The organism is Sphingobacterium griseoflavum (genome assembly GCF_014653155.1).
GTDB lineage: Bacteria > Bacteroidota > Bacteroidia > Sphingobacteriales > Sphingobacteriaceae > Sphingobacterium > Sphingobacterium griseoflavum.
The window spans coordinates 214,151-234,380 of record NZ_BNAF01000004.1 but is presented as its reverse complement, the minus strand read 5'-3'; the positions used below and the strand labels follow the sequence as shown (position 1 = coordinate 234,380).

Annotated in this window: 20 protein-coding genes and 1 riboswitch; of the genes, 7 read left to right on the top strand and 13 right to left on the bottom strand. The window is 45.5% G+C overall.

All coding sequences use genetic code 11. From position 1 onward, the window contains the following. Nucleotides 1–21 precede the first annotated feature (21 nt). A complete protein-coding gene (locus IE165_RS06885) occupies nt 22–1,026 on the bottom strand; it encodes a DUF2891 domain-containing protein (RefSeq protein ID WP_229826414.1) in 1,005 nt (334 codons plus the stop codon). A gap of 297 nt (nt 1,027–1,323) precedes the next feature. On the opposite strand from IE165_RS06885, the gene IE165_RS06880 reads away from it, so the two are divergent. Next, entirely contained in the window at nt 1,324–2,484 is a 1,161-nt protein-coding gene (locus tag IE165_RS06880; protein ID WP_189625863.1) for an MFS transporter, read from the top strand. A 40-nt stretch (nt 2,485–2,524) separates the two neighbouring features. On the opposite strand, the gene IE165_RS06875 is transcribed toward IE165_RS06880, so the two are convergent. The 3 genes from IE165_RS06875 to IE165_RS06865 all read right to left on the bottom strand — a co-directional run bounded on the left by IE165_RS06875 (nt 2,525) and on the right by IE165_RS06865 (nt 5,654). Next, nucleotides 2,525–3,625 (bottom strand): DUF3810 domain-containing protein, encoded by a 1,101-nt coding sequence (locus IE165_RS06875; RefSeq protein WP_189625862.1) that lies wholly within the window; start codon nt 3,623–3,625, stop codon nt 2,525–2,527. Then, a complete protein-coding gene (locus IE165_RS06870; protein WP_189625861.1) occupies nt 3,603–4,664 on the bottom strand; it encodes a nucleoid-associated protein in 1,062 nt (353 codons plus the stop codon). The genes IE165_RS06875 and IE165_RS06870 overlap by 23 nt, the downstream gene beginning before the upstream one ends. A gap of 84 nt (nt 4,665–4,748) precedes the next feature. Then, nucleotides 4,749–5,654 carry a histone deacetylase family protein gene (locus tag IE165_RS06865; protein WP_189625860.1) on the bottom strand — a complete coding sequence of 302 codons (906 nt, stop codon included), beginning with the start codon at nt 5,652–5,654 and terminating at the stop codon, nt 4,749–4,751. A 150-nt stretch (nt 5,655–5,804) separates the two neighbouring features. Between IE165_RS06865 and IE165_RS06860 the strand changes: the two genes are divergently transcribed. Continuing rightward, on the top strand, nt 5,805–6,449 hold the full coding sequence (locus IE165_RS06860) for a YceH family protein (RefSeq protein WP_189625859.1): 645 nt from the start codon (nt 5,805–5,807) through the stop codon (nt 6,447–6,449). A gap of 399 nt (nt 6,450–6,848) precedes the next feature. Here IE165_RS06860 and IE165_RS06855 read toward each other — a convergent pair whose 3' ends face one another. Beyond that, nucleotides 6,849–7,223, bottom strand: a complete 375-nt coding sequence (locus IE165_RS06855; protein WP_189625858.1) for a YkvA family protein — start codon at nt 7,221–7,223, stop codon at nt 6,849–6,851. A gap of 233 nt (nt 7,224–7,456) precedes the next feature. On the opposite strand from IE165_RS06855, the gene IE165_RS06850 reads away from it, so the two are divergent. Then, on the top strand, nt 7,457–8,353 hold the full coding sequence (locus IE165_RS06850; protein WP_189625857.1) for a cation diffusion facilitator family transporter: 897 nt from the start codon (nt 7,457–7,459) through the stop codon (nt 8,351–8,353). A gap of 133 nt (nt 8,354–8,486) precedes the next feature. Here IE165_RS06850 and IE165_RS06845 read toward each other — a convergent pair whose 3' ends face one another. The 8 genes from IE165_RS06845 to fucP form a co-directional block, all read right to left on the bottom strand. Then, a complete protein-coding gene (locus IE165_RS06845) occupies nt 8,487–9,278 on the bottom strand; it encodes an L-fucose dehydrogenase (protein WP_189625856.1) in 792 nt (263 codons plus the stop codon). Between the two features lie 13 nt (nt 9,279–9,291). Beyond that, nucleotides 9,292–10,119 (bottom strand): amidohydrolase family protein, encoded by an 828-nt coding sequence (locus IE165_RS06840; protein ID WP_189625855.1) that lies wholly within the window; start codon nt 10,117–10,119, stop codon nt 9,292–9,294. A 13-nt stretch (nt 10,120–10,132) separates the two neighbouring features. Then, on the bottom strand, nt 10,133–10,990 hold the full coding sequence (locus IE165_RS06835; protein WP_189625854.1) for a fumarylacetoacetate hydrolase family protein: 858 nt from the start codon (nt 10,988–10,990) through the stop codon (nt 10,133–10,135). 118 nt (nt 10,991–11,108) lie between these two features. Beyond that, nucleotides 11,109–11,873, bottom strand: a complete 765-nt coding sequence (locus IE165_RS06830) for an SDR family NAD(P)-dependent oxidoreductase (RefSeq protein ID WP_189625853.1) — start codon at nt 11,871–11,873, stop codon at nt 11,109–11,111. A gap of 2 nt (nt 11,874–11,875) precedes the next feature. After that, nucleotides 11,876–13,186 carry an alpha-L-fucosidase gene (locus IE165_RS06825; RefSeq protein ID WP_189625852.1) on the bottom strand — a complete coding sequence of 437 codons (1,311 nt, stop codon included), beginning with the start codon at nt 13,184–13,186 and terminating at the stop codon, nt 11,876–11,878. Nucleotides 13,187–13,209: 23 nt separating this feature from the next. Next, nucleotides 13,210–14,874 (bottom strand): UxaA family hydrolase, encoded by a 1,665-nt coding sequence (locus IE165_RS06820; protein ID WP_189625851.1) that lies wholly within the window; start codon nt 14,872–14,874, stop codon nt 13,210–13,212. Then, entirely contained in the window at nt 14,874–15,209 is a 336-nt protein-coding gene (locus IE165_RS06815) for an L-rhamnose mutarotase (protein WP_189625850.1), read from the bottom strand. Before IE165_RS06815 ends, IE165_RS06820 begins: the two co-directional genes overlap by 1 nt. 39 nt (nt 15,210–15,248) lie before the next feature. Then, a complete protein-coding gene (fucP, locus tag IE165_RS06810) occupies nt 15,249–16,508 on the bottom strand; it encodes an L-fucose:H+ symporter permease (protein WP_189625849.1) in 1,260 nt (419 codons plus the stop codon). Between the two features lie 200 nt (nt 16,509–16,708). On the opposite strand from fucP, the gene IE165_RS06805 reads away from it, so the two are divergent. The 4 genes from IE165_RS06805 (at nt 16,709) to IE165_RS06790 (ending at nt 20,154) form a co-directional block, all read left to right on the top strand. Further along, nucleotides 16,709–17,590 (top strand): AraC family transcriptional regulator, encoded by an 882-nt coding sequence (locus IE165_RS06805; protein WP_189625848.1) that lies wholly within the window; start codon nt 16,709–16,711, stop codon nt 17,588–17,590. Nucleotides 17,591–17,663: 73 nt separating this feature from the next. After that, complete coding sequence (locus IE165_RS06800) at nt 17,664–18,254, top strand: YceI family protein (protein WP_189625847.1); 591 nt, start codon at nt 17,664–17,666, stop codon at nt 18,252–18,254. A gap of 172 nt (nt 18,255–18,426) precedes the next feature. Further along, nucleotides 18,427–18,801, top strand: a complete 375-nt coding sequence (locus tag IE165_RS06795; RefSeq protein WP_189625846.1) for a DUF423 domain-containing protein — start codon at nt 18,427–18,429, stop codon at nt 18,799–18,801. A gap of 15 nt (nt 18,802–18,816) precedes the next feature. Continuing rightward, nucleotides 18,817–18,878, top strand: a riboswitch (Fluoride riboswitch). Nucleotides 18,879–18,918: 40 nt separating this feature from the next. Then, nucleotides 18,919–20,154 (top strand): chloride channel protein, encoded by a 1,236-nt coding sequence (locus tag IE165_RS06790; RefSeq protein ID WP_189625845.1) that lies wholly within the window; start codon nt 18,919–18,921, stop codon nt 20,152–20,154. Nucleotides 20,155–20,230 lie beyond the last annotated feature (76 nt).

The following is a 20,230-nucleotide window of genomic DNA, read 5'->3' as shown; positions in this document are numbered from 1 at the left end:
CAATTCTTACTTGGGATCAATTTAAAGGCTGGCGTTGGACAGTGCGAGTAGGGCGAATGTCCCCAGCCAATGGCTGCCCATATAATCGTCGTTGGAAATATTCTTAAGCGAAAACTCAATATGCCGATTGGCCAACGGAATTAGGTTCGCTTGCAGTTCAGGAATAGCGTTTCCGATCCCGTACAAGCAGTTGGCGCGACTAAAATTCAAACCATCAAGGTGCACAAGTTTGCCATCTGTACGATCACTGACGATACCGGGCTGCAACACGTCTACCTCTTCTTCGAACAGTACAGGCATAAAGTTGCGCAACCATGGTTGATAGGCGTCCTTCGCCAAAATCTTGCTCATCAGATAAGCTTCTTCCAAGCAGGGAGAAAGAAAATCCGATCCACTAGGCTCGTAGGCGAGATCGCAATTTTTATCATTTTCAAAAAGACGTACACTGTTTGTTTTTATCGCATTCAGTAGATCCCGATCGTCCACCGCTTCGGCATACTCGTACATGAGCGTCAAACTGAATGCGGTGTTTTCATGCTGGCCTGTACGTATAGGATAAACCAACTTCGTCAGGTAAACTTGCGTACGTTGGGACAACAAATCGGCTAGGGGCTGCAGCACCGCTGCCCATTGCTTGGCATCCGGATCATCCCAGGAACGCAATTCCTGCTGTAGTTTCATTAACCAAGCCCAACCGTAGGTACGCTCGAAGCTCAGGTTGTTTTTATCGTTGAAGAAAGCAAGCTCAACGGATAAATTTTCGATGGTGATATGTCTTTTCAGTTGTTGCCGAACCATACCATCCGCATCGAGATGCGGAAACTTTTTCAGTAAACGAACGATAGACCAGTAGCCATGTACGGACGAATGCCAGTCAAAGCAGCCGTAGAAAATCGGACGTAAGGCTTTTGGTGTTTTTAAATCGGAGGCACTCCCGAGCACCTCCCCCATTTTGTTCGGGTACTCCACGGTCAAACAATGCGTAGGAAGCGCAAATATGACTTTTGCTTTTTCTTCCGTCAGCACAAGCTTTTCTGGGGCTTTACTGGATTTTTCCTTTGTTTTATCCGCTTGTTTGCAAGAAAAAGCGACGGCAAGCACCGATAAAACATAAAAAAAACATACGGATGGTTTACAAAACATAAAATTTGAACTTAGGGTTACACATTAAGGCATAAAGTTAATTAATAAGGCGGATTTAATCACAAGGAATCCATCAAAAAATTTGCAGCACAACCATACAGCTACCGCAAAGATTCATGGAAAATTAATTAGCCGCATTCCTCAATAAAGCTTACATTTGCCGTCTCACGCAGATATCACATGAACAAAGCACTAATCGCCTTAGCCCTTGGTGGATTGGCCATCGGTATGACAGAATTTACCATGATGGGTATCCTTCCCGACATTGCGAAAGATTTACGTATAGATATCCCTACTGCCAGTAATCTGATCGCATTGTATGCACTGGGAGTCGTCGTTGGCGCGCCCACGCTCGTTGCGTTTACGTCCCAATATTCGCCGCAGCGCGTGTTGCTTTTTTTGATGTTACTCTTTTTTGTCTTCAATGGCATCTTTGCCATCGCGCCAAACAAGATCCTACTGTTAACCTCCCGTTTTATTGCAGGGCTACCTCATGGTGCGTTTTTCGGTGTAGGATCGGTGGTCGCAGCAAGATTGGTTAAACCGGGCAAGGAAGCACAAGCGATATCCATGATGTTTACCGGTATGACCATCGCTAACCTAGCTGGTGTTCCACTAGGTACCTACGTAGGCCATCATTACTCTTGGCGCATCACCTATGGGGTGATCAGCCTACTGGGGCTCGTCACCTTTTTGGCCATTTATTTTTGGATGCCCAAGATGGAAGCCAACCAAGATGGAAACATTAGGAAGCAGATCGGCTATTTTGGACGTTGGGATGCTTGGTTAATGGTGGCCGTTATTGCTATCGGGACTGGCGGACTTTTTGCTTGGATCTCCTATATCGCGCCGCTCGTCACCTTTGTTTCAAAGCTCGATGCCGATCGTGTGCCGATCATCATGGTACTGATAGGTTTAGGCATGTTTTTCGGAAATATCGTTGGTGGGAAGCTCTCCGACACCATTTCGCCCTCGAAGGCGGCCATATTAAGTTTTTCGGCGATGTCCATTTGTTTGGTTGTCGTGTTTTTCACGGCCCATATCACCGCTTTAGCTTATCCAATGGCTTTCATTACGGGTATGATATCTTTTTCCATCGGTTCTCCGCTACAGATGATGCTGATCAATAATGCAAAGGGTGCCGAAACCTTTGCCGCTGCAGGAGGGCAGGCTAGCTTTAACATAGGAAACACACTTGGAGCCTATTTGGGCGCTATTCCCATCAGCTTGGGCTATGCCTACAATTACCCTTCTTTGATCGGTGTGGTGATGGCGGCCACAGGTGCTGTTTTGGCTTACACTTTTTGGGTTAAGGTGGTCCGCGCCAAGATGAACGTGTGACAATAAAAACAGAAGCACGGAGAAAGGCTCGCTTCTGTTTTTATTCGACCGGATGGCTTTTATCCCAAGCCACGACTAGGCGAGACATCAACGAGTAGCGCGCCACCCCTTCTGGTTGATTGTTATGTTTCAAGTAATTCCCGTAGAAAAAGCCCATCAAGCGATCGACAGGACCACGATAACGTTGCCAAAACAAACGGTCAACAAGGTAATCTTTCTTCACAGCACCCGTCAGTTTGTTTGCATAGGCACGGTACTGCTGTTCATCTTGAAAATAAAGCGGTCGCAACAGATATGCTACAGTTTCGTAGTAGGCCGCATATCGGTAGCGTAAATTGCTGTGATCGTGTAGCGCTAAAAAAGCGATAAAATTACATTCGTCTTCAAAACCTATCCCCATTTGGTGTGCCAGTTCGTGTACCACCGTGAACGGATACGAGGTGCTAGGCGCTACTGCGTTTACCTGCACCTCCTGCGTAAAAGGGTTGAGGTAACCCGTGACCGTGAAATAAGAGACCATCTCGCTTGACAGCGGATTTTTAGCGCGCACCTGTGTGCGAGACAGCATAGGCAGGAATTCAACCTTCTGCTTCATCATCGTAGCTAATTCTTCCTGCACGTGCGCTCTGTCCAGTGCGGTCGTATCGATCTGAGCCCGTAGTTTATTTAACGTGTCAATATAACGATCCAATATGTCTAAATAATCGTGTTGGTCTAAGCTATCCACCTGCAATTGAAGCTGTACCTGCAGCGGTATACGGTAATAATTCATCCCCCAACTCACATAGAAATAGCCGTACAGCAGCACGCTGCAAGTAAAAACACGTAATGCGCACAGCCAAGCCCCTTGCCACTGCCTTCTGGATAGCCTCACGATCGCGCGCACAAGTAAGAATAGAAAAGAAAGCAATGCTACGATGTAGAACAGGTCACCAACACTAAAGGGTATCCAGCCGACAAGCCATTTTGGCAAATAGGAAAACCAAGGATAAAAGCCTTGGCTGTAGTACTGCTCAACGGCACCTGGATATTGTTTGAGCAGCTCCAAAAGAAACATGATCGGCAGCAGTGCTGCAATAATAACATACTGGCGTTTAATACGCCTAGACCAGGTTGTGTTAGGATTGCGTTTCGTTTTCAAAATACAGCTTATAGTAATGTAGCCCTCGCTCTTCATCGAATCCAGTTTCTAGATAATCCCGTTTGCCATGGATATAGATATGGAAGTTTTTATCCAGTTTGACAACGGATTTATAAGCGGAAGCCATTTTTTTCACCGCGGGAGCAGCGATCTCAAAACTGGACTGGAATGATGTATCAAATTCCTCCTCGAAATTTTGTTGATACGTTTTGAAAAGTGATACCGCATCTGGATTGGCAATGACCTCCTCCTCAAATTCGCTTTGGTCAAAAGTATCTTTGGTTTTGAAATAGTTCATCGAGCGATTTAACAGGTCGATTTTATCCGCACTTTCCAACTCAAATACCTCGTCGAGCTTTTCGTTAACAAATTTTTTATACACCTTCATTATGCTTCCCGTTTGCTGATAGCTATCATTGCGCGTCCGGATTTTTAGAAAATCGTCTTTCCAATATACGGCTTCCGATTGGTTCGTTTGGTCAACAACCAGCACTTTGTAACCTTCTTCCTCTTCGACATTCACGATCACCACGCCTTTATCCAGCTTGTTGATATTGATCGCTTCTTGTTCATAATCAAGGTCAAAGCCTTCGCCATTAGGGTATACCTTTAAATACGCCTCCTTGTTCTCCGACTTAAAAATACCGATAGCATCGTGGTCCTCCCCTTCCATCTGTACATTTTTAAGGGCTACGATATATAGCTCCCCTCCTTTTATTTTCGGATGTTCCGACACTTCGTACAGATGTTTAGCCAGCTGCTGCGACATATCGTGAAAGGCGATTTTACCAGCAAAGAACTGCTTGCTGAAGTAGTAAACCTCATTCAATTGCAGATCATCATTCGGATGGTAGAATCGATATACTTCGTTTGCCTTGCCAAAAGGCTTCATAAAATATTGCATCAATAGATCAGGTAAGACCTCGTCTTGACTCAGGTCAATGGGATTATCAGACAGGATATAAAACTCATCTTGAGTTTTGTTACCGACCCGATGGATAGACAGTTGTTCGAATGTAGCGTCTTGGTGAAAAAACATGAAGAAAATTAAAAAGTCAAAATTAAAATTTAAAAATACAAAGTGTTATGAGAAAAATCACCGGTTGCACGCAATAGCTTAAAATTAAAAGCCGAACACTTCTATTGCAGTTTTATAAGTATTGACATGGGCATTAACGATATCCTTGATGTGCACGGAATATCCTCCGCCCATACTTACCTGTACCGGAATACCACGCTCGTGGCAGGCGGCAAAAACAAATTTGTCACGCTGCCTGCATCCCTCTTCACTAATGTTCAGCTTGCCCAGTTTATCTGTCGCCAGAATATCCACACCTGCCTGATAAAACACAAAATCCGGATTGTATCTCGCTAGGGCTTGTTCTAATTCACTTTCCAGTAGGCTCAAATAAGCTTCGTCTCCTACACCATCTGGTAGCGGAACGTCGATATGCGACAGCTCTTTGACAAACGGAAAATTTTTGTCACCATGCATACTAAACGTAAAAATATTCCGGTGCCCTGCGAAAATATGTGCCGTGCCGTTTCCCTGATGCACATCCAAATCGATGATCAGGATTCGTTCTGCTAGCTTACGGTTAAGCAGATAGGCTGCGGCGACCGCTTGATCATTGAATAAACAAAAACCTTCGCCAAAATCGCGCCCCGCGTGGTGGGTACCGCCGGCCGTATTAAAGGCTACGCCGTATTGCTGCGCAAACATACTGGCTTGTATAGTCCCATCAACGAGGTAAAGCTCTCTATCCACTAATCCTTTCGACAGCGGAAAGCCAATGCGCCTTACCATCCTTGGATCCAATGTCAAGTCCAGCAAAGCCTTCACATACCTGTCGTCATGCGCCAGCAAGATGTCTGCCTGCTGAGCCAGGCCGGGTATGAAAAAGTTCGCAGCCGAGACAACCCCTTCATGCAAAAGCTGTGCAGGAATAAGCTCATATTTCAGCATCGGAAAACGATGCCCCTCGCGAAGCGGATGTATGTATGCCGGATGGTGTGCAATGCGTAACACAGTTTACCTATTTTGTTTATCGCGAATTTACTAAAAGATTTAAGGCTAGAAAACTCATTTTAATAAGGGTCTTGTCTCATGGCTATTTAAATTTTGAAAACTATATATTTTTTTTATCTTCGAAAAATAGACCAAATTAATTTAGAAAAAATGGACGACCTAGCGAGTTTACCTATATTGAGTGCCGTTGAACTACGCGTAATTGGCTCTCTTTTGGAGAAGTCAAAGACGACCCCGGAGTATTACCCTATGACACTTAACAGCTTGCAAGCGGCCTGCAATCAAAAGTCTTCCCGAAAACCTGTGGTTTCCTATGATGAACATACGATTATCGAGGCGTTGGATACGCTACGCAAGCGTGGTCTTATCTCGACGGTAGTCGGCGGTGGCAGTAGGGTTACAAAATACAAGCACAACATGGCTATCCAATACCCGCTCATTCCCCAAGAATTGGCAGCCCTATGTTTGTTACTACTACGAGGTCCGATGACCCCAGGAGAAATCAACTCCAACGCCGGTCGTCTGTTCGACTTTGAAAGCATCGACGAGGTGCAGGAAGTATTGAACCGATTGCAAGCGCAGGATCCCCCCTTTGTTCAAATGCTACCTAAGCGAGCCGGACAAAAGGAAGTGCGCTATATGCATCTGCTGGGAACAGTAACTGACGAAGATTATGAAACGCCCACAGGTAACGATAACGACGCACAGATGCTGGAAGCACGTGTCGCAAGCCTTGAAGCACAGCTGGCTACCTTGAGAGAGGAATTTGATAAATTGATGCAACAACTAACCTAGGAATTACGGTCCCCTATTAGCGGTGACATTAATAAATAAGCCCCCAAAGTGTAAATAGTGTACCAAGTTAATGTGTTTTAGACCGACACAGCAGCGCTAAACGTGATATACATGCGAGCTTAAAAGTTAAAAAAACAGCTTTTTTAGCGCGCTTTAATATAAAGTTTACAGAATCGGTTTTTATCTCAACTTTTGGGCATACTAATTGTTTATAGTGTATCCACAAACACGCTAAACAAAAAACAGTAATGAAAAGGACACCGTTAACAACATTTTTGGTTCTTGCATTTGTCGCATTTGTGCTGATATTTGCTACCACCTGTTCTGGGATAGGATAGTACAGCAGAAAAGGGCATAAGCCAAACCATTACTTTGCACCTTGATATGAATTAACTTTGGCTAACCGGCTGCTGCCATACCTTTTTCTTTGAACTTTTTATATTTTAGCATTTCTTCAGAAAGCTTGCTGATGGCATAACCTACGATGGTTAAATCATCGAGCCATCCCAAAACCGGCACGACATCTGGAATGGCATCTAGTGGGGAAAGCACATAAAGCACCGTACCTACGATGATGGATAAATTCCATTTGTTCATCTTGTAATGCCCCGAAAGGCTATCCTTGGCCATGGCCAACAGTAGCTTAAAGTCATTCATTTTATCCGCCAAATGTACAGCCTTTCCTTCCGCACGGTGCAAGTCGCTTTGCGATATGGACGTCTTACGGAATTGTTCAAACAGCTGAAATGCGCGTATCCACCTCATCTTTCTCATAACAGCAAGATACCATTTTTTTTGTATGTAGCCAAAAACTGCGTAGCATGCTGAACCTGAACGTTGCCAACGGATAGCTAATCTTTTACGCCGCAGCCTCAGGCTCTTCGCCGTGCATTGCTGCAATAAGCAACCATCGCTGCGATGGTGCGCATGAAATCTTTTCTTCCCAAGCGTCTTACCGGTGAAGATATTTGGAATAAATGGGCTATCTTTGACAAAAAAAAGCGCGTATGTCAAACTCGGATAAAGCAATAAGAACGACATATTTCAGCATACTGACAAACTTTCTATTGGCACTAATCAAATGGCTAGCCGGGTTTTTCGGAAATTCATATGCGCTGATAGCGGATGCCATCGAATCAACGGCAGATATTTTTTCATCCTTCCTCGTCCTGTTGGGACTAAAATATTCTAAGCGTCCGGCAGATCAATCGCACCCCTATGGCCATGGCCGTATCGAGCCGCTCATCACGTTTATCGTCGTCATCTTTTTGGTGGTCTCTGCCTTTGTGATTGCAAAGGAAAGTATAAACAATATCCAAACACCACATGATCTACCTAAACCATGGACGTTGATTGTGCTGGCTGCCATCATCATCTGGAAGGAAACCTCTTTTCGTATCATCATGAAACGGAGTAAGGCACTCAACAGCACGTCATTAAAAGCAGACGCTTGGCATCATCGTAGTGACGCTATAACCTCGGTCGCCGCATTTATTGGTATTTCGATCGCCTTGTTTTGCGGTGAAGGTTACGAAAGTGCAGACGACTGGGCTGCTTTATTAGCATCTGCGCTGATCCTATACAACTGTTATGGCATTTTCCGTCCTGCGCTGGCGGAGATTATGGATGAGAATCGGTATGAGGAGCTCGAAGAAGAAGTCCGCGCAGAATCTTTAAAAGTAGAAGGCATACTTTTGATCGAGAAATGCTATATCCGCAAGATCGGCATGCTTTTTCAAATTGATCTGCACGCCGTTGTCTCACCCCATATTTCGGTACGTGAGGGTCATGAGATCGCTCACCGGCTGAAAGATTATCTTATCGCCCACATAGCAAATATCGGGAACGTATTTGTGCATATCGAACCCTTCGACGAAGATTCCAGCTGCGATCACAGCAAATAGATAGCTACACGTGATGGATAACATAGCGAGATGGCAGCCAAAGGGTGTAAGCACCGCTCCTGCCATCTCGATATGTACATTTTACCACGCGAGCTTATCGCTATCCCTAGCATCATGGAAATGCCTATTTTTTTTAATTTTCCTTGATTAGAGCGCGATCGAGATGTACGTATCCGCCATCCACATGGATCAATTGGCCCGTCGTGTGGCTGGATTTGTCCGACAGCAAAAAGACTGTCGTCTGCGCGATCTCCTCCGCCGTGGTCATGCGGTGTTCCAGCGGAATTCGATCCGTAATTTTCTGTAAAGTCTCTTTAGGGTTGTCGAGCGTCTGAATCCAAGAGTCATACTGTGGCGTCGCACATTCGGCAACGATAATAGCATTGACACGGATACCATAAGGGAGCAACTCTACTGCCCACTCACGTGTCAAGGCGTTACGCCCCCCGTTAGCTGCCGCATAGGCCGACGTATTACCCTGTCCGGTTTCCGCTGTCTTCGAGCTGATGTTAAGAATTGTTCCCTTGGAAACACGCAACGCATCAATACAGTAGTGAGCCATTAAATAGTAGTGAATCAAATTCTTATGTAAGGAATCAACAAAACCTTGATAACTCCCAGAGATGAGTCCCACCCCATCGTTATGGCCAGCGTTATTGACCAACCCGTCTATCCGCCCGTATACGGCCAACGTTCTCTCTACGGCAGTCCTGCAGGCTTCAGGATCTGAAAGCTCTGCCTCGACGCTAAATGCTTTTCCTCCTATCGCTTCAACTTCCGCCTTCACCAAATCGTTGTCGCCCTGCTTGCGCCCGATGATAACAGGTATGGCACCCTCCTGCGCCAAGGCCATCACAATGGCGCGGCCTATGCCTTTCGCACCGCCCGTGACAATAAAAATCTTATCCCTTAAATTTAAGTCCATAATTATCTTCTCTTTATAAATTGTAAAATTCTGCAGCATTTCCGCCCCAAAATGCATCCCGTTCAGCTGCAGTAAATCCGGTAATATTATCCGCAGCTACACGCATGACATCGGCATAGGATCCGGCCAACAAGCACACCGGCCAATCTGTACCAAACATTAAACGCTTGCTGCCAAAACACCTAATAGCGTGCTGTATGTAAGGTTTGAAATCAGCAAGCATCCACTGATTCCAATTGGCTTCCGTCACTAGGCCCGACACTTTACAGTACACATTCGGAAAAGCGGATAACTTTTCCATAAATGCAGCCCACGCCGTGAACTCCCCAGTCTTGATGTTTGGCTTGGCCATATGATCCAAGACGAATCGTTGATTTGGATGTTGCTCCACGCAAGAAAGTGTGCTGGCATAATGACGTGGACGGATCAACAGATCGTAGGTATAATGAAATTTGGTTAAAGCTTCTATACCTCTCAGGAACGCTGGACGCATCAAAAAATCGGGATCATCCTCTCCTTCGATAACATGACGAAAACCTTTGATGACACGATGTTGACTAAGATGCTGTAACTGCTGTTCGATATCTGCAGCCTGCAGATCTACCCAACCCACCACGCCTTTCACCATCGCATACATGGTGGAAAGATCTGCCAAAAATTTTGTTTCTTCGATCGACTGCGAAGCCTGAACCGCAATAACGCCGTCCACGCCGTTTTCTTTCAAAGACGGCGCTAGGTCTGTCGGTAAAAAATTACGCTGGATGGCAGCCATGTCATCTGTGATCCAGCTGTCCCGATCCGAATTAAAAATCCAAAAGTGTTGATGGGCATCTATACGCATAACGATCTTTCTTTTATTGTCCGGTATAAGCTACCACTTCCTGACGCGATTCTCCCAAATAATCTGCCCCCAACTCAACCACATCTCCTGCTTTTAGGTAGATCGGCGGATTAAATCCTAGGCCTACCCCAGCCGGTGTACCTGTGGAAATAACGTCTCCCGGAAGTAAGGTCATAAACTGAGAAACGTAAGAGACAACGTGCGCCACCGAGAAAATCAGATTGCTGGTATTTCCATTCTGGAAAGTTTTGCCGTTTACCTTTAACCAAAGACGTACATTGCTGATATCGGGGATCTCATCTGCCGTCGTTAAATATGGTCCCATGGGAGCAAAGGTGTCGCAGCCTTTTCCTTTGTCCCAAGTTCCACCACGTTCCAATTGATAGGCGCGTTCGGATACATCGTTATGTAGCACATAACCCGCGATGTAGCTTAGCGCGTCCGCTTCGTCCACATAGGAAGCTTTTTTACCGATCACAATACCAAACTCCACTTCCCAATCGGTTTTTTCAGAATTTCTAGGTATAACAATCTGATCGTTAGGCCCCACCAAAGAGGTGGTTGATTTCATAAAGATGATGGGCTCTGCCGGAATCTGTGCGCCCGTCTCTGCAGCGTGATCCTTATAGTTAAGGCCAATGCACACAATCTTCGATGGCCGCGCAAACGGAGCGCCCAGCCTTGCATCTTGAGGTACCTCTATCAATTTTCCGGCGTTGGCTTTCACAAATTCTTCCAATCTTGCCAAGCCATTCTCCGCAAAGAACTGTTCATTGTAATCGCCACCAAAGGCCGATACATCGTAGTTGACACCATCAATCTGAACAGCAATCTGCTCTTTTCCTAATTCTCCAAATCGTAATAATCTCATTTCTTATATAATATTGGACAGCGGTTGTTTGTATAGGGCAGGGAATAGCCACCAATACATCCAACAGGTTCCACGTTTTTAAAATATTTGCCTTTTTAACTTTTAACTTAGTATTCTACTAATTATTCAATTTGATAAAGCCGCCGTCGATTGGATAATCGTTTCCAGTGATAAAAGCCGCATCCTCCGAACAAAGGAACAGGGCCAATTTAGCAATTTCCTCCGGTTTAGCCATCCTGCCTATAGGCTGCGATTGCGACAGCTTTTGGAACATCTCAGCCTCTCGACCGGGATAGTTCTTTGCAATAAATCCATCCACGAAGGGCGTATGCACGCGTGCCGGCGAGATGGAGTTACAGCGAATGTTATCTTGCATGTAGTCTCGCGCCACAGACATGCTCATCGCATGGATAGCCCCTTTACTCATGGAATAGGCAAAACGATCTGCGATGCCTACCACGGCAGCAATAGAAGCTAAATTGAGAATGGCGCCCGCACCTTGCTTCTTCATGGCCGGAATAACGGCATAAAGCGCATTGTAGGCTCCTTTCACGTTAACGTTGAATACACGTTCAAAATCTGTCGCGGCGCAGTTCTCGAGATTGCCAACATGGGCGATACCCGCATTATTCACTAATATATCTACTTGGCCTATTTTGGTCACGATTGCTACCACCTCTTCCTGCACGCTCACATTACACGCGTGTATTTTGGCCTGTCCGCCTCGAGTGACGATATCGTCTACAACCGTTTGGCCAATTTCTGCATTGAGATCTAAAATATGGACAATGGCCCCCTCATCAGCGAAAAGTTCCGCAATCGCACGGCCTATCCCACTACCGCCACCGGTAATGATGGCCACCTTACTCGTTAGTTTCGACATATTTATTTTATACTTAACTTTAATACTAAATCAGCTGTGTCGGTCGTTCCTTCGGGCAGCTGCACCACCAGTACATCGTTGTCGAGCTGATGGTATTTAATTTTCGTTTTTCCATCAAAGGATGTCAGTGACGATACCTTAAAATTGAAATTCGGTATCAAAAAACTGTTCTTTTCGGTATTGAGCACATGTAAATATACCGTCTTGCCCTTTTTTGTTAAGGCATAGTCGTCGGTTGGGACCACAAAGCCACCTTCCGTGCCGTAAATAGTTTCTCCGTAGGTTTTCAGCCATTCGCCCAGTTGCTTCAAGCGTTCCTGTTGATAATCTTGGATTTCTCCATTCGGCATTGGCCCCACGTTAAGAAGGAGGTTCGACCCATATCCCGCCGCTTTCACCAAATAATTAAGTACCTCCTTAAATGACTTCTGTTGCCTATCCTTGATATCGAAGCCCCACGAACCAGCAATAGTGCCGCATACCTCTTTAGGCAACTGACCCACTGCGTCGGCCGCTGTTCCAAAACCGGTGGTGTTGTGCCCGGGCAGGTCGCGCTCAAACATTTGAAAATCTTCCCCATCAAAAGGAGCAAGATGGTGGTTGTTACCTACCAGACATGAAGGTTGCAGCGAATGAATCAACGAATAAATTTCATCATAATGCCAATTCGCGTCATTTTTGTCCCAATGCCCGTCAAACCAAATGCCATCGATCTGCCCGTATTCAGTCAGTAATTCCGTCAGTTGGGCCTTCATGAATTGTATGTACTTATCCCAAGACCCCTTTTCAACCTGTCGACCGGGTATACCTCTTCCGGTTCGGCCCAACGGCGTGTAGTCATCTCGCTTCCAATCCAGCAACGAATAATAAAACATGATACGAATACCTTCCTCGCGGCAGGCGCTCACCAGTTCTTTCACAATATCGCGTTTGAATGGTGTTGCTTTCACGATATTATAATCCGAAGCTTTCGAATCCCACATGGAAAAACCATCATGATGCCTTGTGGTGAAAGTTATATACTTCGCTCCAGCATCTTTAAAAAGCCTGGCCCATGCTTTTGCATCAAAATCAATAGGATTAAAAAATGTAGGCAAAAGCCCGTATTCACTAATCCCTAGATTTTTATTATTCATCACCCACTCGCCATCACCCAGCACGGAATACACCCCCCAATGTATAAAAACACCAAAACGCGATTCGGAAAACCATTTCCTGTTTTCTAGATTCGCCGCACTAGGTTGATAGGCAGTTTGTGCGAAAGAACCGCTCAGCAAGCCGAACAGTAATGCAAAGACCAATAACTTTTTCATATCAATAATTTTAGTTTATACAGTTACAGTGAAACTCCCCTTCGCCATGGAATGAAATCATCCTGCCCGAGCTGTACCGCCTTGGCCTGCGACACGCCACTCGCTACGGCTATCACATGATCGAAGATCCGATGTGCGGCTTCTTCTATGGTCTCCTCGCCATCGATGATCGTACCACAGTTTAAGTCGATGATATCTGGCATTTTCTCAAAGGTCTTCGTGTTGCTCGACAACTTGATTACCGGTGCTATAGGATTGCCTGTAGGCGTCCCCAATCCGGTTGTAAAAAGCACCACATTTGCGCCTGCAGCAACTTCGGCTGTGGTACTTTCCACGTCGTTGCCTGGTGTACAAAGCAGGTTCAAACCCGGGAAATTTGCTTGCTCCGGATAATCCACAACCGCCATGACGGGCGATGTGCCTCCTTTTTTAGCTGCTCCTGCTGACTTTATAGCGTCGGTAATCAAACCATCACGGATATTTCCCGGAGAAGGATTCATGTAAAACCCAGATCCGTCAGCCTCGGCCTTAGCATTGTAGCTCGTCATCAGGTGCATAAACTTTTTCGCTGTAGCTTCATCGATACAGCGATCACTCAACTCCTGCTCTACGCCGCAAAGCTCCGGAAATTCTGCTAAAATAACCGATCCGCCTAGCGCAACCAGCATATCTGAGAGATAGCCCAACGCCGGGTTTGCCGATATCCCAGAAAAACCGTCCGAGCCACCACATTCCAAACCGATACACAGCTTGTCGAGCGACGCTGGCTGGCGTCGTTGTTCATTGGCCATGCTTAAACCGGCAAACGTCGCCTTTATGGCTTTCTGCATCAGCTCCTGTTCGGTACCCTCCAATTGTTGTTCAAACACAAACAGCGGTTTATCGAATTGCGGATCACGTTTTTTGATTTCATCGCGCAAGATGGATGCTTGTGCATGTTGACAGCCCAAGCTTAATATGGTCGCACCAGCCACGTTCGGATGGGTAACATAGCCCGCCAAGAGCCCGCACAGCGCATCGGAATCCATACGGGTACCACCACATCCCATGTCGTGATTCAAAAATTTTACGCCGTCCACGTACGGAAACAACCGCTCTTTTTTTACCTTTTCTTTTTCCGAAGACAAGTCTACCGCAAGCAATTCATCCACAGAAGCTCCCGATTTGTAACGTGCAATAAGCGCGTTCACTTCATCGGCATAATCTTTGGAATCGACCTGATAACCCAGCTTTTCTTCCAATGCCGATTTTAATGTGAGTACATTGCGGTTTTCACAAAAAACCAAAGGAATAACCAACCAATGGTTTGCCGTACCAACGGTGCCATTGCTGCGATAAAACCCGTCAAAGGTACGACCTACATAGCGTGACACATCCGGTTTGGTCCAAGCCAACTTTCGGGTCCCCAGTTCAAAGTCATCTGCTGCATGACGCAGATTGGCTGTCGTAACCACCTCGCCTTGGTCCACCGTCGCATTCATCTTACCGACCAGCACACCATACATGAAAATGGATGCATCTTTCGGTAAAGCATCTACCGTAAACTTATGTTTAGCCGCGACAGCTTTTACCAACGGGAATTGGCGTCCTTTAAAATCGATCATGAACCCAGCCGGGAGGTCCCGTAGCGCAACCAAGACGTTATCCGCCGGATGAATTTGTAGATATGATAACCGTGTGCTGTCCATTATTTTTCTAACTCAAAAATTTTATCCATCATCACCCACTTTTCTCCAGGCTTAGCACCGGGGATCGCCCGCTGGTATGTCCACATCAACTCTTCCCACTCTTGAACCTTTGGATTTTCTTGATCCATCTCCGCTTTACGACTGAAAGAAAATTCATCGTCCACTTCCATAATCATAACCAAGCGATTGGAAAAGCGATAGATTTCCATCATTCCAATTCCGGCATCTAGGATGGACGCTTTAATTTCGGGCCACAGCGATTTGTGGTAGCGTTCGTATTCATCAATCAATTGCGGATCGTCAACCAGATCCAGTGCCAGTGCAAATCTTCTCATCCTCTTATCGTGTTATATAATATATCTATTTGTTATCTATTAGTGTCCACCGGCTGCTTCACGTAGTTTGCTGCTCCTATTGTTCCAGGCAAATAAAGCGACCACAACAAAACAAATCGACACCACGTAATAAGCGTGCTGAAAGCTTCCCGTAGAATCCGATACCTGCCCGAGCAATGGTGGAAGCACCGCCCCGCCAACGATAGACATCACGATCAGGCTAGAGGCCGACTTGGTATCTGCCCCAACTCCTTCTACACCGACAGCAAATATGGTAGGAAACATGATGGACATAAAAAATGCTATCCCAATTAATGCATACAACGTCCACAGCCCACTTGCATAGATCACGATAAACGTAAGCAGCACGGAAATCAACGCATATAGCAGCAACAGCTTTACAGGTGACACATAGCGCATGAAAAACGTACCTATAAAACGTCCAACCATAAAAGCGAGACCGGCGACACCTGCGTAATATTTAGCATCTGAAGGCGCTATGCCGGATACATCGGTCGCAAACATCACCAAAAAACTTAATACACAGACTTGCGCGCCCACATAAAAGAATTGTGCAACGACCGCCCAAGTGACATTCTTGTGTCGAAAAGCACTGAACACCCCTCCAGTGCTTGCCCCTTCTTCCTCTTTGATATCGGGCAACTTCGTGAAGATAAACACCGCGGTCACAGCCAATATAATAAGACCCAAGATGACGTAAGGCCCTTTTACAGAAGCTGTTTCTGTTTGGATATACACACTCTTTGCATGTGCCGATAGCGCGGCGATTTGCTCTGCTGTCTTTGGTTCTTCCGTTAGTATAAATTTACCCCCAACAATGGGCGCTAAAAAAGCCGCCAAACCATTGAAAGATTGTGCAAAATTCAAGCGTTGCGTTGCTTTCGATGGATCCCCCAGCACAGTGATGTAGGGGTTCGCTGCGGTTTCCAATATAGTAAGACCACAAGCTACCACGAACAAGGCCGCCAAAAAGAAAACATAATTCACCGTGTTTGCCGCGGGTACAAAAAGAAAGCAACCCGCCGCAAAGAGAATCAGTCCGACGACAATGCCCACCTTGTACCCGAAACGCTTCATAATGAGTCCCGCAGGTATGGCCAGCAAGAAGTAGGCAATAAATACAGCCGAGTCAACCAATGATGCCTGAAAATGCGTAAGACTGAATGCGTTGCGCAAATGTGGTATGAGTATCGGGTCCAGGTTGTGGATAAATCCCCAAAAGAAAAAGAGGGAGGTGATCAGAACAATGGCGAGGGTATAATTTTTTGTTTGCGTCATAAGATTTATATTGGAACTGTAAAGCTAAAATAAATCAACAAGCCTATATTGAATTATTTTACCGAATAAATAAACTATTTTATCATATTTACACGATATTAAGCAGTTTTATTGAATAAATTAGTTAGTTAATTGTAAATTTGGATAGTTAAGTACCAATAGAACTGCGATGCAATGCAAATAAATCTAGCCAATAAAGCATGTATATACAACGATTAGATCACAGCGGATCACAGGCAGCAACGCTCAGCGTTCGCCATGATCATACGCCACAAAACCATAATATTTGGCATTACCACGAGGAACTGGAATTTATCTACATCAAAAAAGGTAATGGAACGTTTTTCGTCGGCGATTGCATACAGCCCTTTTCAGATGGATTTTTGGTATTGATCGGATCGAATACACCCCACTATTGGCTTTTTGACGAGCAATACGTTCGTGAAGATCAGCCAGCCCCTGCAGAGATCCATGCGGTACATTTCAAAGTCGATTTTTGCGGTGCTGACTTCCTCAATCTACCTGATTCCCGGGCAATTAAAAAAATTTATAAGGCTGCCGAGCGGGCAATCTCCCTAGATATTCAGCATAGTTTCCTCCCACAATTTTTTATCAGACTTGCTGAAAAAAGTCCGCTATCCAAGCTTAGCAGTCTGCTGGATACGCTCTGCACCATTACAGAGCTCCCCTCATTGACAACCCTTGTCAGCGAAGAATATGCAAATCCACAGCAACAGGAAGACTATCGACGCATGAACAAAATTTTCGAGCATATCCGCCTGCACTACCGAAGCAAGATTCGACTGGAAGAAATTGCCCAGCTAGCCGGTATGACCTCCAATTCCTTTTGTCGTTATTTTAAACAGAAAACCGGAAAGACACTGGTTCAGTTTGTAAACGAGTTCCGGATTGGTCAGGCCTGCAAAATGCTCAGTGATACGCGAGCAAGTATCAAAGAAATCTGTTTTGACTGCGGATTTCAAAATTTCGTCAGCTTTCATAAAACATTCAAATCCATTACGGCCATAACACCTTCCAGCTATCGCGATGCTGCGCGCAAACCTATAAATACTTTTTCTTGATTTCTTATCATACATCAATGTATAGCCTGCAGCGTTTGTGGAGATTTGTGGAAAGAAATCAAATAAGAAAAATATGAAAAATCTATTCTCCATTTTGTTTGCGGCCGCATTCATGTTAAACGTCGCGTTTGCACAGGTTAAATGGTCTGTTGATCCAGCGCATACCAATGTACTTTTCTCTGTAAACCACCTAGGGATCTCTATGGTCGATGGTCAGTTCAAGAAATTGGAAGGTGCTGTAGAGACAAAATCTGCTGAAGATTTCAACGGTGCAAGTGTTGGCTTCACCATTGATGTAAACAGCATTGATACGCGCATCGAAGCACGCGATGGCCATTTAAAAAGCGATGACTTTTTTAATGCCGAGAAGTTTCCAAGCATTACCTTAAAAAATGCCGTACTTAAAAAAGTAGGCAAAGGAAAATACGCGTTGACAGGCGACCTTACTATCCGTGACGTGACGAAAAAAGTAACCTTTGATGTGCAACAAAATAATGGCATTATCACGGATCCTTGGGGAAAAACACGTGCAGGTTTTACAGCGAAAACTACCATCAACCGCTTAGACTTCAACATCAAGTATAACGACAAATTGCCTACCGGTATCCCTGCTGTTGCCGCAAATGTGGACATCATCGTGAATACCGAATTGGTGAAAAACTAATATTCCCGCAGTAGAAAGCGAAGCCACCTCCTAAAGGGTGGCTTTTTTATTCGTTAAAGCCGCCAGATTGACTATCTTTGTTTTCAACGTTCTATACGCATGCTGCGGCCGTAATCGCTTCCGCTTTAAACAGACGCATGGTTCAAAAATGTTAAAAAAACCACATTGCCTTATGCAAACTATTGTTTTAACGACGGCCGGTATACTTGGAACCTTGGCTATTATCTTAGGTGCTTTTGGTGCCCATCTTTTCAAAAAAATACTTCCCGAAGACAAACTGCAATCGTTTGAAGTAGGTGTTCGTTATCAAATGTATGCGGCATTGGTGCTGCTCATCGTTGGCTACAACAACGATTTTACACAAACCGCACAGCAATGGGCTTTTTACGGTATTGCCTTCGGAAGCCTGCTGTTTTCCGGGAGTATCTACGGGCTGTCGTTTGCAGATTATTGGAAAGCCAACCTTCGTTTTCTTGGCCCCATCACGCCATTGGGTGGTTTGCTCATGATTGTAGGCTGGATTGCGCTACTTGTAAGCTTTTATTAAAATACTTATCTTCGTACCATCCGAGGCAATGATATCTGCCCTTAACCGCCCACGAAGCTGATGATGTCTACTTAATTTGAATAGTTTATATCTATTGATTAGTGTAGTTTATGTAGCATGGCAAACGTTACTCCTTCCAACATTAAAAACATAGGCAAATGGCTCCTATCTATCTGCATGATAGCCGCCCTAGTGGGCAGTACCTCCGCATTCTTTTTGTACGGTTTGCAAGAAGTCACGTCTTTCCGTGAAGCACATTTGTGGATCCTGCTATTCTTGCCCCTTGCCGGTGCAGCGATCGTCTACTGGTACCAACGATATGCTGGCGCAGCACAACAGGGCAACAACCTTCTTTTACGATCCTACTATGATCCGGCGGTAGGCATTCCATTGAAAATGGCACCTATGATCCTGCTGAGCACCTTAGGGACGCATCTGTTTGGCGGATCGGCAGGACGCGAAGGTACAGCAATACAATATGGCGGCACCATCGCTAGTCTTTTCCACCGATGGTTTAGTTGGTCAAAACAAGAAAAGAGAGTCTTGTTATTGTGCGGTATGGCAGCTGGATTTGCGTCATTGTTTGGCACCCCTTGGGCAGGTACCATATTCGCCATTGAGGTCGTGCAGGTAGGAAAAATCAGATGGAAGGCCTTCATCCCAATTTTGATCACAGCTCTTCTTGCGAATGGGGTATGCGGCTTTTACGGTCAGCTGCACACACATTATCCCCCCATAGGTACAACGCCCTCCCTTTCAATCCCGCTGCTGGGGTATATCCTATTGGCTGGTATCGCATTTGGCCTCGCGGCGCGCCTATTCATTTTCACTAGCGAGCTGTTTAGCTCACTTTTCCAAAAAATACCCCATCCCTTGTTGCGTCCGTTTATTGGCGGGCTGCTTATAATCGTGATCGTATTTTGCCTGCAGAGCAGTAGATACATTGGTTTGGGTATTCCCACCATCCTGTCCTCTTTTGAAACGGCCCTACCTCCTACGGACTTTCTTTTAAAAATTTTGTTGACCGCGATTACGCTCAGCGCTGGTTTCAAGGGGGGGGAGGTCACGCCATTATTCTTTATCGGGGCAACGCTTGGCAGCGCCCTGGCCAGCATTATTCCGCTGCCCATAGCATTACTCGCCGCCACGGGATTTGTTGCTGTCTTCGCTGGCTGCACGAAAACGCCAATCGCCTGCAGCATTATGGCAATAGAATTGTTTGGCTGGCAAGCAGCCCTATTTTTTCTAAGTATCAGTTTCGTCAGCTTTTGGGCATCGGGTCGTCGGGGTATTTACAGCATGCAAAAAACGAGAAAAACCAAGCGGCTATTTCGTAGGGCATTTCGAAACTAAATAAAAAGCAGGATGTAGTAGGCGGTTTATACTGTTAGCGAGGCGCACAATGCTAAATATCGGTCTATTTTATTAC